A 14,203-nucleotide genomic window follows, 5' to 3' on the forward strand; every position below is an offset into this window, starting at 1 on the left:
GTTGCTTTCAATGATTGGTTTGTTGCTCTAAGCCATTTATTGGATTTACACAGTCGAAAAACTGTATAAGATTTTGTTGTTAGCAAGTCGATACTGAATAAGTAAGTAATTATCCTTCATTTTCGCTGCAAGCGGCGGGGATGGCTCAGCGGTCACCAGATAAAGTTGGCATAAAAAAACTCCCTTATACACTTGTTGTATAAGGGAGCATGTTCATTATACGTATTGCTTCATCCATGCTTGGAAATTTTCGATCACTACATCTAAAAATTTTATTGTAGCTTCGTCTGTCATATTACCATCTGTATCAAATTTCGTATGTGCAGCGCCAACGTATACTTCGTTCATTGGTAACAATGGTGAGTTTAAGCCACTTGCAAATAAAATATCGCGTAAGTGCATTTGTGCTTTTGCAGTACCTAAAACGCCCATGGAAGCACCCATGATGATCGATGGTTTACCGTTCATCACTTTATCCACACGGCTCATCCAGTCAATAGCGTTACCTAGCACACCCGGAATCGTTGAATTGTATTCTGGTGTTACCCAAAGTACCGCATCCGCTTCTTTTACTTTAGCTTTGAAATCAAGGACAGTTTGTGGTGCTTCTAGTTCGATATCTTGATCATACATTGGTAAATCACGTAAGCTTAATATTTCAAGATCAAATTGACCCGCATAACGCTTTTGTACATGCTGTGCTAATTTTAAATTGTATGAATCCTTACGAATACTTCCGACGATTGCTACTACTTTCATGTGTGTTTCCTCCTGGGGTCTAATTGACAAAAATTTTAGTATAAAATATGATGCTTCATTTGATCAGGATGAAACATCAAACAACATTTTTATTTTATACGATGTCCCTTCATTTCAAAAATTATCTGCTTAGAAATGGAAATATTCCTGTTTTTAATTCGATTCTACAAGGTAACCGATGTTCGTTCGCCTACATACAGTAGAATGATATAGGATAGAAGAGGAGGATTTTTTTCATTGGTAAACCCTATGAATGGACAGCGAATTACAATTGAACAAGCAATGCAAAATGCTCGAAAACAAGTGCCAGGGCAAGTTATCCATGTGGATTTGGAAATGGAAAATGGACTATTAGTGTATGAAGTATTCATTTCGACAGCGGAAGGTAGAGTATATCAAGTGGACGTAAATGCAAAAACAGGTGTTATTGTCGACATTGACCAGGAAAGCAGTATGTTCTTTAATAGATAATTTCTATAAAAAAAGTAATCCATTAGGTCTTTCCTCCCTAAATGGATTACTTTTTTACGACATATAACGGATATTTAATAAAAGAGCTCAATGTATCCAATGGATTGATAATCATTTTAGAAGTCTCGCGCTCAATCTGCTTAGCAGCGTTCACCATCGATAATTGTGCGACGGAGATTACTTTTTTTCCATCATGCATGATTTTACGTATGTAGCTAGAGATTAATTGGTTGTATTCATCATTTAGCCCCTGCATCAACAATTCAAATGTACTATCAATCACAATAACTTCCATATTTAAAGTTTTTTGTTTGGCTTCCGCATAAGCATTTAGTCGGTTCATTGTACCTTTTACTGTAGCTGGATTTGTAAAAAGGATTACTTGTGGTTCGGCTATTTGGCAAATTTCTTCAAAAAAAGGTTCGTCTATTTTAATAATTGGAATAGGGAAAGAAAGATCTTCCTCGTTTAATAGCGCAATATAGTTTGTACAAGTTATGAGGATAGCATCGACATTGCACTTTGCTATCCATTCTATTTGTTCTTTTACTTTCTTCCTCGCATCTAACGGTTGGAAGCTCTCATCATGTGTTACTCTGTTCATGAGACCTGGATCAACAAAATGCATTAATTCGATTTTATAGTGCGCTAAGGTACTTTCTATATAGTCAATATTTGAATGATGTGCGTGCAAGCATGCAAGTTTCATCTTATCTCTCCCCGTTTCTCCTCTTTTTAAAGAACCTCATGTGTATGCCATTGATTTTTGAAAAAGCAAGCCATCTGAGCGCTAACTCAAAGATGGATTACTTGTTTCGTACCATTGCACCTTTACTTTTAGGAAGTGGAATACTTATTTCTTCTACGTGACTTTCGCTGTAATCATAGTTATCACTGTCATACACATGTTTTTTATAGGTGAATGTATCATTTTTATTGACTTTAACTGCCATGATTTCTTCGTTTTCTAGCAAATCTTCGATAACCGGGGTAACGGAGTTGTCCTTTATATTTAGCTCGTACAGTTTCCCACCTGTCGTAACCGTACCATAAGCATACCCAATGATGACGAACAAGCGATTTTCATCAATCCATTCTATATATTTAGGGGTATATTGACTTAATTCGTTATTTTTCAACTTATAAATAGTTGTTTTTTTCGATTTGATGTTTTCGATGACTATAACCGCTTCGCCTTCTTCTAATGCCGATTCTCCTTTTCCTTCGATGGTCGCTTGTTGTGAACCATCCAAAGACTTTTTCCATTCGGAATGAAAGTTAGCTTCATAATTTTTTTCTACCTTCGCTTGGAATTGGGAAGGGGTATTTTCTTTTTCTTTACTAAAAACGGAAGGCGTTATAAAAATACTAATAGCAAGTAAACTAAAAAAAGCAAGTATCGTTTTATTCCTAATTTTTCGCTTCAGCAGTTGTGTAGTCTCATTCATGGATAAGTACCCTCCGCTCATTTTGCTTCATTTGCACCTTTAATAACATTCAACCCTTCTCTTTAATGGTCTATACAAGTTTAATCAGCTGATTTATATATTGTATAGCCAATGTTCGATACTTTCACTTCATGTATATTTATTCTTCTAACTTGCACTAGATTCTTTTCGTTAAAAGTAAGTTTATAGATGTCTGGCATTGCAAGCTGCTCCCAGAAGTGAACATCGTATTGCGGATCAAAATAATTCATAATTAACACTTGTATGTTGCCGTGCGTGCCAATAACGATGTTTTGACCTTCGTACTTATCCAAAACTTGGAGGGTTGCCTCTACTCCTCTTTTTTGGGCAATATTATTAGACTCTCCGCCTTCCAAAGAAAAATCGAAATCTGCCCATACTTTAGAAATAGCTTCGTTAAAGTCCGCTACTGGATGTTCTGAAAGCGTACGTTCCCGGAAATCATCTATCAATTCTATTTCTTTTCCGATCAATTCTGCGATTCCTTCGACAGTTTGAACGGCTCTTTTATATGGACTTGAAATGACTTGATCGATTTGCAACACTTTCAAGAGATTAGTAGTTAACTTTGCGTCTTCCATCCCACGTTCTGACAGTGGTCTGTTAAGCTCGTCTGGTGAATAGATAGAATGTGCATGTCTAACGAAATATAAATTTGTAATCAAGATATTAGCTCCTAATCTTTTAGTGTTCATACATAATATTATTCGTCATAGAGAAGAAAAATTCCTTTAATCTGTTAAATTAGGACACATTGCTTTGAGCATATGTTTTAATATTGATATGATTATCGTGTAACTATTCAGAAAAAGGAGTTGTGTTTACTAGTATGGTAGCTAAAGTAGAAATCGGTAAAACAGGATTATTCGTAAATCCAGTGGGATTAGGTACAAATGCAGTAGGAGGACATAATCTTTTCCCTAATTTAAATGATGAGACTGGAAAAGAAATCGTTCGCACAGCAATTAATAATGGAATTGACTTTTTGGATACTGCCTTCATTTATGGTCAAGGGAGATCGGAAGAGTTAATTGGAGAAGTATTAAAAGAAAGTAAGAACCGTCAAGAAATTGTCTTGGCTTCAAAAGGTGCGCATAAATTAGTAGATGGACAAGTTTTAGTAGACAACTCTCCTAAGTTTTTAAGAGATACAGTGGAAAATAGTTTGAGACTGCTTCAGACGGACTATATTGATTTATTCTATATACATTACCCGGATGAAAGCACACCAAAAGAAGAAGCAATTGGTGCACTTCACCGATTAAAAGAAGAAGGAAAAATACGTGCCATTGGTGTATCGAACTTTACACTAGATCAATTAAAAGAAGGTAACCAAGATGGGTATATTGATGTTCTTCAATCCGGTTACAACTTACTAAACCGAAATGCTGAAGATGATTTCATGCCATATACGCTGGAACATAAAATCTCCTTTATTCCTTATTTTCCACTCGCATCTGGCTTATTAACGGGAAAATTTGATAAAAATAGTACATTTGAAGATGGGCGTTCTAAAAATCCATTATTCCAAGGGGAAGCATTTGTTCGAAACCTGGAAAAAGTTGAGCAACTACGACAAATAGCAGGCGAAAGAAACGTTGGAATTTCTAATATTGTACTTGCATGGTATTTAGCACAGGAAGCAATCGACGTAATCATTCCTGGAGCAAAAAAACCGGAGCAAGTATTAGATAATCTTAAAACGTTAGATGTACCGCTTTCACCTGATGAAATTGCAGAAATTGATCGGATCTTTCAATAAAAACTAGCACAGAGCGAACAGTAGCTCTGTGCTTTTGTTTATTCCCATTCGTAAGGTGTTTCTTGGTATACATAATAGTTTAGCCAGTTGGAAAATAATAAGTGCGTATGGGAACGCCACGTATTTAATGGTTCTTCAGACGGGTCATCATTAGGGAAATAATTTACCGGTACTTCGATATCAATTCCTTTATCCAGATCACGGTTATATTCATCAGCTAAAGTGGTTGCATCATATTCTAAATGGCCAGTAACCATAATATGTTTTTCATCTTTGGAAATGACAAGAAAAACGCCGGCATCGTCAGATAAGGAAAGTATATTTAGTCTTGAATCGTTTTTAATTTCTCCATAAGAAACGGATGTATAACGAGATACAGGAGCGTTAAAAACATCGTTAAATCCACGTACGAGATTAACCGTCAAATCGGATAAACGATGAGTAAACACTCCGAAGCATTTCTGTGGTAGTTCGTATTTACCGATTCCATAATGATGGTATAAAGCAGCTTGTGCTCCCCAACAAATATGTAAAACAGACGTGACATTCGTTTTTGTCCAATCCATAATTTTCGTCATTTCATCCCAATAATTCACATCCTCAAACGGCAGATGCTCAATTGGAGCTCCAGTAATAATCATTCCATCGTATTTACGGTGTTTGATCTCTTCGAACGTTGTGTAAAACGTATCTAAATGCGTTTTACTCACATTTTTAGATTCATGTGACGCTGTATTCATAAAAGTAACATTTACTTGTAGTGGTGTATTACCTAATAGTCTTAATAGTTGTAGCTCTGTTTTCTCTTTTTCAGGCATTAGGTTTAAAATAATGATATTCATAGGACGGATATCTTGACCAGTAGCACGTTCTTCATCCATCACGAATATTTTTTCTTTTTTTAATAATTCCGTTGCTGGCAACTGTTTTGGTACATTAATCGGCATCTTCTTCCTCTTCCTTTCTATGTAACATAAAAACCCTCTTTTCTCATGGATAAGAAAAGAGGGTGTATTGATAGCTCTCAGTTCTTATCTCTCAAGATCAAAAATCTTGTAGGAGTTAGCACCTTTCTGACAATGTCAGAGGTTGCTGAAGCTTCACAGGGCCATGTCCCTCTGCTTCTCTTGATAAGAATATTAAATTGGTTTATTTATATAATCTAGTAAATACTATCATGAGCAAAACATTTATGCAACATTTGAAATTTTTAATAAAAAGATCATTCTAAATAGATATTCTACTAGCAAGGTCTTTATTCATATTTTTTCTACATTCAACGGTGACTCTATTCAGATTTAGCATGTGCCACAATATAGCAAAGGGAAACGATGCATGGGATGACTTACAGATTAGGAATAATGCGTCAAAAAGAAGTTACCACTAGGATTTCCGCCGAATAAGCGATGAACCATCACCCAGCTGGAGTAATCGCCATTTCCTCGCAATCTTCGATAATTGCTAGTTAATCGGTGTCACTGTACTAGATTCAATCTAAGAAAATATTTTCTGTGAATAAAATCCAATAAAAGATTGAACGTGAGAAACCGTCCTAATAGATGCTGTTGTTACGCTTATGCTTCAGAATTTTTAAACGGGTAATTTTCCTACACAAAAAACGACCAGTTTCAATAGTCAGGTCACTATTTCCAAAGAACTAGCACCTGTGCATGTGAAAAGGGACTAAAACTGTCTTGGTTTTAGTCCTTTTTTGTGTATTTTTCTTGGAAGATTTGTTTAGTTGGAATTTTGAAGGGCTTAGTTGGAATTTTGAAGGGCTTAGTTGGAATTTTGAAGGGCTTAGTTGGAAAAATGACTGGTTTAGTTGGAATTTTGTTTCATTTAGTTGGAATAATCGTGTCGTTAGTTGGAAAAGGATATTTTTCCCACAAAAAAGTGATTAATTTCAATTGGGATGAGTGAGAAATTTAGTTGTTAGTTGAAAAATTTATCCATAAGTATAAATTTTTTACTTTCGTCAAGTATCAAAAAAAACCTCCCAAAACTAGGAAGATTTTCATTTAGGCTAATATTATTTTTGTATTTCAAAAACGATTCCATTCCCACTTGGGTCTTTAGTAGAAAAGCCTTTTTCTTGCACATGTACTTCGTAATTATGTTGTTGAAACTGGTGTTTCAATTCTTCCAATGCTTCTTTAGTTGAAAGTAAGATTGTGTATTCTTTTAAACCAGTTGCATTTACCGGAGGATGAGGATTGTTTTCCCCCGCCCAAACGTTCCCCGCTACATGATGATGATATCCACCCGCTGAAACAAAAAATACAGAATCTAACACGGTTTGTTTTTCAAATCCTACGATTTCCACATAAAACTTTAAAGATTCTTCCACATTTGCAACACGCAAATGCACATGGCCAATTGTTGTTGTAGCAGGTATTCTTCCATCTGTATCGAAATCAGCTAAATTAGCTAGTTCTTTTAAATTTAACGGATTACTTCCTCCCGGGTATTTCACCCAATCTTCTTTTAGGCGATCAGCATAAATTTCAATGCCATTTCCTTCAATATCATATAAATAAAATGCCTCACTATAGCCATGATCACTTGCACTATCTAAGCGAGCAATTGGAATAAACCGTTCAAAATGAGTAAATCGAGTTTCTTGTTCTTCTGGACTATCTAGTGTCTTTTTANGATGGCTGGAGCTGATCTGCTATCTTTTCTAGAATTAATATCGCCTTATCGCTTCCTTTTCCTGCTAACGATGCTTTTGTTTCGTCTTGTTCAATTACTTGTAAGCCTACAACATCTTCATAAAAAGCTACTTGTCTCTTTAAGTCCCTCACTTTTAGAACAACATGCCCAATTTGTGTCTTTGGATGAATGACATATGGAGCTTTTTTAGCCGTTGCATTCACTAGTTCAGTCATAAAATCTCTCCTCATTTTCTTTTATGTACAAGAAATTTAATTTAATCCCTAGTTATTCTGTATGTTTATTATAGATTAGCATGAGGATAATTGAATTGCAATAGTTTAACAAATTTAACAACACAAACAAAACCCTTTCGAATAGAGGATGCTCTATTCAAAAGGGCTTTACAATTTGTTCAAATCGTCATTTGAAATAAAATTTCTCCGAGTGTCCTTCAGTACCTTTAGTCTTTAAAATATTGTTCTACTTCTTTCCAGTTATTTAATCGGACATAGGAAGTATTATTCATATTATGTGGTGCAGAAAATAATAAACCTTCACCTTCAAAGTTTTCTAAATTTAAAGGCGTATCATCAATTAAGTAATCTGCTCGAATGATACTTTTATCTCCACAAAAAACGAAATGTTTTTCATTCAAGAAAGGAAAGTGTTTTTTTAACCATTGATACTTAGGTGCGAGCGACGCAGGAAATTCCATAGCCGCAGTAACTATGAAAATTTCATATTGCTCATTTAGTCGTCGTAATGCATCTTGACTTCCTTCAATAACATCAAGACCCTGAAAAAAAGATTCCTCTGCTAAATAAACATTCACTTTATCGTTAAAACGATGATCTAACTCCGCTAATAGTTTTCCATGAAGATGATCTACCGTATAGTTTGAATTGTATTCTGCATTAAATAGCTGCAGACATTTTAAACTAAAAGCCGAAATTACTTCATCCATATCAATTGCAATACGTTTCAATCGTCATTCTCCATCCATTTCTCCAATAATTTCTCTAATTGCTGCTCTTGTTGCTTTTTAGTTTCTAATAATCGCTCATAATTCTCCCAATCGTTTTCCAACTCTATTTGACTAACTATTTTTTCGATTTCTAATTCTAATGCAGCAATTTGCTCTTCAACTGGTTGGTCTTGTTTTATCTTTGTTTGAGTTAGTTTTGCTGTTTCCTTTATTTCCATTATTTTAGTAGGTGGATTGGTCGCTTGTAACTCCTCCCATTTTGCACGAGCCCACTCATATGGACCTTCAAACGTGGTTAGCTCTCCTTGATCTAGCCACGCGGTTCTAGGGAATAATTTATTTAAAAAGTATCGATCGTGAGAGACAGCCAGTATCGTTCCTTGGAAGTCTTCCATTGCATCTTCCAATACTTCTCTAGAATCTATATCAAGATGGTTGGTCGGTTCATCTAGCATCAATAAGTTTATATCCTGATGCATTAACTGAGCAAGGCGCAGACGCATGCGTTCTCCCCCGCTTAAATCACTTACTCGTTTAAACACATCGGGTCCGTAGAACATAAATTTTGCTAATATGTGACGCGCATCCCCTTCGAAGACATTTACTTCACTTCGAAACACATCGATCAGTCGAGCTTTCGGATCTGCTATATGAAAATGCTGCGATAAAAATCCTACTCGGACATTACTACCAAGCCGTGCAGCCCCTTTATCCACCGGAATTTCTCCACGAAGTAAGTTTAGTATCGTGGATTTTCCAGTGCCATTCCGTCCGACAATTGCTATACGGTCCTTCCAATAAACATGTAAATTCGCATCTTGAAGTAGCAATTTTGCGTCGAATGATTTGCATACTTCTTCCATCACGACCACTTCTTTTCCGCTCCTCGGAGCAGCTTCAAAAGACAGGTTCATTTTTTTCGGATCAACTAGCGGTTTTCTTACTTTTTCCATCCGTTCCAGCGCTCGCTCCATATTTCTTGCTTGACGATGTAAACCGGCGTTAGGAGGAACCGCTTCATTTGCCCATATTTTTAACCGTTTAATCGCTTCTCTCATTTTCTTTATCTTTTTTTGTTGTTCCTCATATTCCTGAAACTCACGCATCAATCTCTCTTCTTTTTCAACGATAAAGGAAGAATAATTCCCGTGATAAAGTGTTAGTTCGCCTTCCTCTAAATCTGCCACTTTTGTTACGACTTGGTCTAAAAAGTAACGGTCATGCGAAATGATAACAACTGTGCCAGCATAAGTGACTAAATATTCCTCTAGCCATTCGACTGCAAATAAATCTAAATGATTCGTCGGTTCATCGAGTAACAATAAATCAGGCTTCGTCAGTAAAAGTTTACCTAGCATGATCTTCGTCTGTTCTCCACCACTTAAACTTGAAAAAGATTGCGAAACAAAATTAGATAACTGAAGTCCTTGAATCACTTTATCTAGTTCAGATTCCATTACATAACCACCTAGGTTTGTAAACTCTTCTTGAACGTCTCCATAAGTTTGTAGTATTTTTTCCATATCTTCTGGATTTGAGGTAGACAACTTCTCCTCAAGTTCTTTCATTTTCTTTTGCAATTCGTTTAATGTCTGAAAAGCACTATTTAACACATCATAACCCGTGATTTCTTCAGAATAGATAGGTATTTGCGCCAAATAACCAATCTTCGTTCCTTTTTTAAAATGGATACTTCCTTTGTCCATATCTTCAATTCGAGCAATCAACTTGAATAAGGTTGTCTTTCCGGTCCCGTTTCGCCCAACAATACCAAGTCTATCTCCCGTTTTAATAGAAAGAGAAAGATTTTCAAAAATTGTATTTCCTCCGAGCATTTTACTAATTTCTTGTATTGTACATATCATATAATTCGCTTCCTTTTCAATTAGATTCAATTCAGCTGGAAGCATTTTTCTGCACAAAAAAAGACTGCCTGAAAAGCAGTCTTTTCCATGTGTACATGGTTCAGAAAGAATGACTTTATCAGCTGTGAAATTCATTTAATTTGCTAAAAATGGACAGACTAATCCCGTTTTCAGCAATTTCATGAGTAATCGCACAAGATGTGGATAAAAATTCCAATATAAATCTATGTGCATTCACAGCGTTTTTCATTCTTTCTTCACCTCCGTTCGATATAGTTAATTTAATATTATCACGATTTTTCTAATAATTCAATGGATTATTCAGTTGGTTTTTCAAAAGTTGGATCATTCATATCGTCACCAGTGTCCGGTATACCAAGATCATTTTCTTTGTTGACCTCTTCATTTCCGGTGTTCGGAATATTTTTTTCACGGCTATCCATTTGCGTTTCAGGATTTGCAGGATCGTTTGAATCGCGATTGGAACCACACGCAGATAGCATAAGCATTGAAACGAGTAACACTATGGAAATTCTTTTGTTCATTTATTTTCCTCCTACTTTTTCGTTAGAATGCACTAATTTAACAGCTTTATACAAAAATGAATAAACGACCATTGTAAAGAAGTGACCACTGGTATTTTTACTGCAAGCGGACGCTTTTTAGCGGGATGAGCGATGAGCCACCTGCAGCAAAATTAAAGGAGAAATTGCTTGCTTATCTGTACTGACTCGCTAAAACCAAATATTATACAATTTTTCATGTGAGTTCATCCAAAAAATGGTTAAAAGCAACAGATTGGTCATTGAAAGCAATCAATTCTATTTGGAAAGCAACCAAATTGCTGATGAGAGCAATCAATTCTTAAAATAACAAGTTTACTTGGAGTGAGACGACGATGAACACGACGCTATATTCCAATAAATGGTTGAATCAATCGAACTTTATCAAAGTAAATAATCCATTTATTTAGAGACAGCATTTTCTAATTAGGTGTACTAAATAGTGCGGAGGGGAACTGAGCAATGTACATCATTTATAACAACAGACGCCAAATTAGCAAGAAATCCCCATTAATTGTAGCGGAAGGACGGCGACTCGACCCGAGGCCAACAGGATGTTGGTCACGAAGGCGTTGCCACACGATGGGGCGCTCTTAGCCTTTGTTCCTCTGTGAGACAGATGAACCCTCGCAAGCGAACGCACAGCATCGACGATGATTCATCGCTCACCCGGCGGAAAGCGTCCGCCCTCCAAGAACAAGAAAAAACCCCAGTACATTGACTGGGGCTTACTTTTCCTTATTCTTCTATATCAAAGTAAATTTCATCTTCATCGCTGAATTCTTTGCCTTGCTCAAATAAAACGGTCGTTCGTAAAATTAATTTGGAGAATTCCTCCGCTTCGTCTGGAATCCATCTTTCATCTGGCATGATTTCAAACGGAATCATTTGCATATCTTTCGAAGCGACAGATCCAACTAATTCAATTGAATGTTTAGAGATAATTTCGGAAACAAGCTCGTTTCTTACTTTAAAAACCTCTAGTTTAATATTTTCTATCGATTCATCGTCGTGTACACCATCAATATAAATGGTACCAGAAAGATTAATACCATGCTCAATAAAAGGGTGATCTACGACTGTCTCAATTTTAATCGATTGTACTTCTATTGAAGATTTAAACTTCTTTGCCATTACTCTCAATCCACCTTGTTATTTGTATGCTCATATTGATTTTCCAAATTCGGTTCAAATCTATTATACCGTTTTTTAAATATAGTGTATAAATGCGAAACAATTACTTTCAGTATTGCATACCCTGGAATCCCTAACACAACACCTGGAACTCCAAATAACGCTCCAGAAGTAATTAATACGAAAATAATCGTAATTGGATGCACATGAAGGGATTTCCCCATAATTTGTGGAGAAATAAATTTTCCTTCTACAAACTGAACAATAGTCCATACGATCGCAAGTTTTACTAGCATAAATGGATCGGACGATACAAGTGCAATAATTACGGCCGGAGTTATTGCAATAACAGGACCTAAATAAGGTACGACACTTGTCACCATAGCAATAACACCGAGAAGTAACGCATAATCCATTCCAATGATTGTAAAACCGATAAATATCATAAACCCAATACACATGGACACTAAAATTTGTCCTTGAATATAAGCACTGATCTGGTTATCAATACTTTTGAAGACAGATTGAAAATCATCCCGCATGCGTGGTGGGAAAACTCCAATCACAAATCTCGGAAGCTTTTCTCCATCTTTTAGTAAATAAAATAGAATAAATGGTACCATTATGATAGATAGAACAAAGCTCGTTACCGCTCCGACAACAGATGTAATGCCAGTTGCTACACTTGCAATTGTACTTTGAAATAATTTCCCCACTTCCGTAGGAACGCTTCTCAACATTTCCATCGCATCTTGTTCAATTTGTAAATAATAGTCTGAAACAAACGAGGTTCTTAAAAAACCGTCTAAAGAGTTCAGTAACTGAATCAGGTAAACAGGTAATTCCTCGACTAACCTAGTAGACTGTGATTTTAAAAATGGAACAACTAAAAATACGAGTAAGGTAATTAATCCGATTAATGCTAGGAAAATGATTAAAATACCCCATACTCTCGGAATTTTTATCTTTTCGATCAAGCGCAATATGGGGCGCAATAAATAAAATGCTATGACCGCTAGAATAACAGGTAAAACGACATTTCCTAGAAATATAGTTAATGGACTAAAGATAAACGACACTTTGCCGTATACCATAATAATTAGTCCGATCAATAATATTACGATAAATGTGAAGAACGTATTACGTCCTCCTAAAAATTTTATGTATCTTGTAGAAAAAAAAGAAGGTTTTTCAGGCTCCACTTTTATCAAACACCCTTTCTTATATAGTTTATTTTACGGACAAATGAGAAGATTGGCAAATAATCAAATACACCTCGGCGTATTTGCGTCCAGATCGAGTAAGGAAGTTAGTGTCTAAGAACGTCGCGTCCTTGCGACAAAGACTAACTGACCTGCATCACGCAGGCCTGAGCTTGCTCGATAAATTCCTCTAAAAAATCTGTGACATCCGCCGGAAGCTTTGGGCCATCAGGATGATGGTCACTTAGGCGTTGCCGCAGGACGCGGCGACCTTAGCCAAAGTTCCTTGATATTCAGCCAAGGTTGTGAGAACACTAAATTGTATGATGTTTTGCATTCATCTCACTACTCATAGAAGCGGGAGACTTTTGCGGAATAATGTTAAAGCATTATTATTTTTTCAAAAAGTCATCAATAGCTTGTTTATTTTTTTCCTTATTAATTACAATGACTGAACCTGCATGTTTAAAACTAGTAAAGGAGTAAGTTCCTTCTACAGGTATTGTTAATTTTTCCATCTCGAGTTTTCCGCTAATGAGCGCATCTACAATACGTTTTGCTTTATCCGCTCTAGAATAATCTGTTTCGATATACCCTTCTGCAGCCCCTAAAAACTTCGGTGTATTAGATAAATTCCCTATTGATAGTAGTTCGTTTTTTAATGCTTCCATGACTATTTGTTGTCTCGCAACACGTCCAAAATCACCTTCAGCATCCGAGCGAAACCTCGCATAACCAAGCAGTTCTTTACCTGTTAAATTTTGCTGTCCTTGGACGAGTGAAACCCCAATCTTCTCTGACATATCTTTTTCTACATTCACTGGCACACCATTCGGTGCAAGAATGTCTACAAGCGATTCAAAGCTACTAAAATCAATTAGCGCATAATGATGAATAGGAAGATCAAACATTTGTTGAATCGTATTTTTTAATAACTGAACTCCTCCAAGATAATATGCTGTGTTTAGTTTATAGGATTGATAATCGGGAATATCTGCATATATATCCCGCATAAATGAAATGACTTTCACGTCATTATCTTGCTTATCCCACGAAACGAGCATCATCGTATCCGACCGCGCTTGTTTTTGTCCTCTTGAGTCAACCCCAAGAACTAAAATATTTTCCCGTTCCCCTGCTTGTATTTTATCTCCTTCAAAATCAATCGTTAAATCCACTTCTTTATTAGCCGACTTATATCCGACAGAATATTGAGTAACCGAGTAAATTCCACCTAATAGTATTACTAAAACAAGAAATAATGTAAGGACTCGTCCTATTCGAAGTCGTTTTTTCCGCTTACGTCTTGTTGGTATTTGTCGTTCTTCTTCCATT

At 36.1% G+C, this 14,203-nt stretch carries 14 protein-coding genes, 1 pseudogene and 1 riboswitch; of the genes and pseudogenes, 2 read left to right on the forward strand and 13 right to left on the reverse strand.

Features of this window, described 5'->3' with window-relative positions; genetic code table 11:
- Positions 1-216 precede the first annotated feature (216 nt).
- Positions 217-759: an NADPH-dependent FMN reductase gene (locus FG383_RS01405; RefSeq protein ID WP_142605060.1), complete on the reverse strand. Its 543-nt coding sequence runs from the start codon at positions 757-759 to the stop codon at positions 217-219.
- A gap of 237 nt (positions 760-996) precedes the next feature.
- Between FG383_RS01405 and FG383_RS01410 the strand changes: the two genes are divergently transcribed.
- Positions 997-1,230: a PepSY domain-containing protein gene (locus FG383_RS01410; protein WP_246096800.1), complete on the forward strand. Its 234-nt coding sequence runs from the start codon at positions 997-999 to the stop codon at positions 1,228-1,230.
- Positions 1,231-1,276: 46 nt separating this feature from the next.
- Here the strand turns inward: FG383_RS01410 and FG383_RS01415 are convergent, their stop codons facing one another.
- The 3 genes from FG383_RS01415 to FG383_RS01425 form a co-directional block, all read right to left on the reverse strand.
- On the reverse strand, positions 1,277-1,939 hold the full coding sequence (locus tag FG383_RS01415) for an uS7 family ribosomal protein (protein WP_142605061.1): 663 nt from the start codon (positions 1,937-1,939) through the stop codon (positions 1,277-1,279).
- A gap of 97 nt (positions 1,940-2,036) precedes the next feature.
- Positions 2,037-2,678 (reverse strand): DUF4652 domain-containing protein, encoded by a 642-nt coding sequence (locus tag FG383_RS01420; RefSeq protein ID WP_185907812.1) that lies wholly within the window; start codon positions 2,676-2,678, stop codon positions 2,037-2,039.
- An 80-nt stretch (positions 2,679-2,758) separates the two neighbouring features.
- Positions 2,759-3,361 carry a histidine phosphatase family protein gene (locus FG383_RS01425; protein ID WP_142605160.1) on the reverse strand — a complete coding sequence of 201 codons (603 nt, stop codon included), beginning with the start codon at positions 3,359-3,361 and terminating at the stop codon, positions 2,759-2,761.
- Between the two features lie 167 nt (positions 3,362-3,528).
- On the opposite strand from FG383_RS01425, the gene FG383_RS01430 reads away from it, so the two are divergent.
- Entirely contained in the window at positions 3,529-4,461 is a 933-nt protein-coding gene (locus FG383_RS01430) for an aldo/keto reductase (RefSeq protein ID WP_142605063.1), read from the forward strand.
- Positions 4,462-4,499: 38 nt separating this feature from the next.
- Here the strand turns inward: FG383_RS01430 and metA are convergent, their stop codons facing one another.
- The 9 genes and pseudogenes from metA to FG383_RS01470 form a co-directional block, all read right to left on the reverse strand.
- Entirely contained in the window at positions 4,500-5,408 is a 909-nt protein-coding gene (gene metA, locus FG383_RS01435) for a homoserine O-acetyltransferase MetA (protein ID WP_142605064.1), read from the reverse strand.
- 81 nt (positions 5,409-5,489) lie between these two features.
- Positions 5,490-5,598, reverse strand: a riboswitch (SAM riboswitch).
- A gap of 895 nt (positions 5,599-6,493) precedes the next feature.
- Positions 6,494-7,352, reverse strand: a pseudogene (locus tag FG383_RS01440) (VOC family protein).
- A gap of 227 nt (positions 7,353-7,579) precedes the next feature.
- On the reverse strand, positions 7,580-8,104 hold the full coding sequence (locus tag FG383_RS01445; RefSeq protein WP_142605065.1) for a 5' nucleotidase, NT5C type: 525 nt from the start codon (positions 8,102-8,104) through the stop codon (positions 7,580-7,582).
- Complete coding sequence (gene abc-f, locus FG383_RS01450; RefSeq protein ID WP_142605066.1) at positions 8,101-9,969, reverse strand: ribosomal protection-like ABC-F family protein; 1,869 nt, start codon at positions 9,967-9,969, stop codon at positions 8,101-8,103. The genes FG383_RS01445 and abc-f overlap by 4 nt, the downstream gene beginning before the upstream one ends.
- A gap of 118 nt (positions 9,970-10,087) precedes the next feature.
- The gene (locus FG383_RS21575; RefSeq protein WP_425467610.1) at positions 10,088-10,219 is read right to left on the reverse strand and encodes an RAxF-45 family protein; all 132 of its coding nucleotides are present in this window, start codon (positions 10,217-10,219) and stop codon (positions 10,088-10,090) included.
- A 67-nt stretch (positions 10,220-10,286) separates the two neighbouring features.
- Complete coding sequence (locus FG383_RS01455; protein WP_142605067.1) at positions 10,287-10,514, reverse strand: hypothetical protein; 228 nt, start codon at positions 10,512-10,514, stop codon at positions 10,287-10,289.
- Positions 10,515-11,270: 756 nt separating this feature from the next.
- Positions 11,271-11,666 (reverse strand): sporulation protein, encoded by a 396-nt coding sequence (locus FG383_RS01460; protein WP_142605068.1) that lies wholly within the window; start codon positions 11,664-11,666, stop codon positions 11,271-11,273.
- A 5-nt stretch (positions 11,667-11,671) separates the two neighbouring features.
- Positions 11,672-12,868 carry an AI-2E family transporter gene (locus FG383_RS01465; RefSeq protein ID WP_142605069.1) on the reverse strand — a complete coding sequence of 399 codons (1,197 nt, stop codon included), beginning with the start codon at positions 12,866-12,868 and terminating at the stop codon, positions 11,672-11,674.
- Between the two features lie 392 nt (positions 12,869-13,260).
- Positions 13,261-14,202 carry an LCP family protein gene (locus FG383_RS01470; RefSeq protein WP_142605070.1) on the reverse strand — a complete coding sequence of 314 codons (942 nt, stop codon included), beginning with the start codon at positions 14,200-14,202 and terminating at the stop codon, positions 13,261-13,263.
- Position 14,203 lies beyond the last annotated feature (1 nt).

It is taken from the genome of Psychrobacillus soli (assembly GCF_006861775.1).
GTDB classification, from domain to species: Bacteria; Bacillota; Bacilli; order Bacillales_A; family Planococcaceae; genus Psychrobacillus; species Psychrobacillus soli.

Excerpts from the sequence above, each read along its gene's own strand:
- FG383_RS01405 (WP_142605060.1), bottom strand. The coding sequence starts at position 759 with ATGAAAGTAGTAGCAATCGTCGGAAGTATTCGTAAGGATTCATACAAT.
- FG383_RS01415 (WP_142605061.1), bottom strand. The coding sequence starts at position 1,939 with ATGAAACTTGCATGCTTGCACGCACATCATTCAAATATTGACTATATA.
- FG383_RS01420 (WP_185907812.1), bottom strand. The coding sequence starts at position 2,678 with ATGAATGAGACTACACAACTGCTGAAGCGAAAAATTAGGAATAAAACG.
- FG383_RS01430 (WP_142605063.1), top strand. The coding sequence starts at position 3,529 with ATGGTAGCTAAAGTAGAAATCGGTAAAACAGGATTATTCGTAAATCCA.
- metA (WP_142605064.1), bottom strand. The coding sequence starts at position 5,408 with ATGCCGATTAATGTACCAAAACAGTTGCCAGCAACGGAATTATTAAAA.
- abc-f (WP_142605066.1), bottom strand. The coding sequence starts at position 9,969 with ATGATATGTACAATACAAGAAATTAGTAAAATGCTCGGAGGAAATACA.
- FG383_RS21575 (WP_425467610.1), bottom strand. The coding sequence starts at position 10,219 with ATGAAAAACGCTGTGAATGCACATAGATTTATATTGGAATTTTTATCC.
- FG383_RS01455 (WP_142605067.1), bottom strand. The coding sequence starts at position 10,514 with ATGAACAAAAGAATTTCCATAGTGTTACTCGTTTCAATGCTTATGCTA.
- FG383_RS01460 (WP_142605068.1), bottom strand. The coding sequence starts at position 11,666 with ATGGCAAAGAAGTTTAAATCTTCAATAGAAGTACAATCGATTAAAATT.
- FG383_RS01470 (WP_142605070.1), bottom strand. The coding sequence starts at position 14,202 with ATGGAAGAAGAACGACAAATACCAACAAGACGTAAGCGGAAAAAACGA.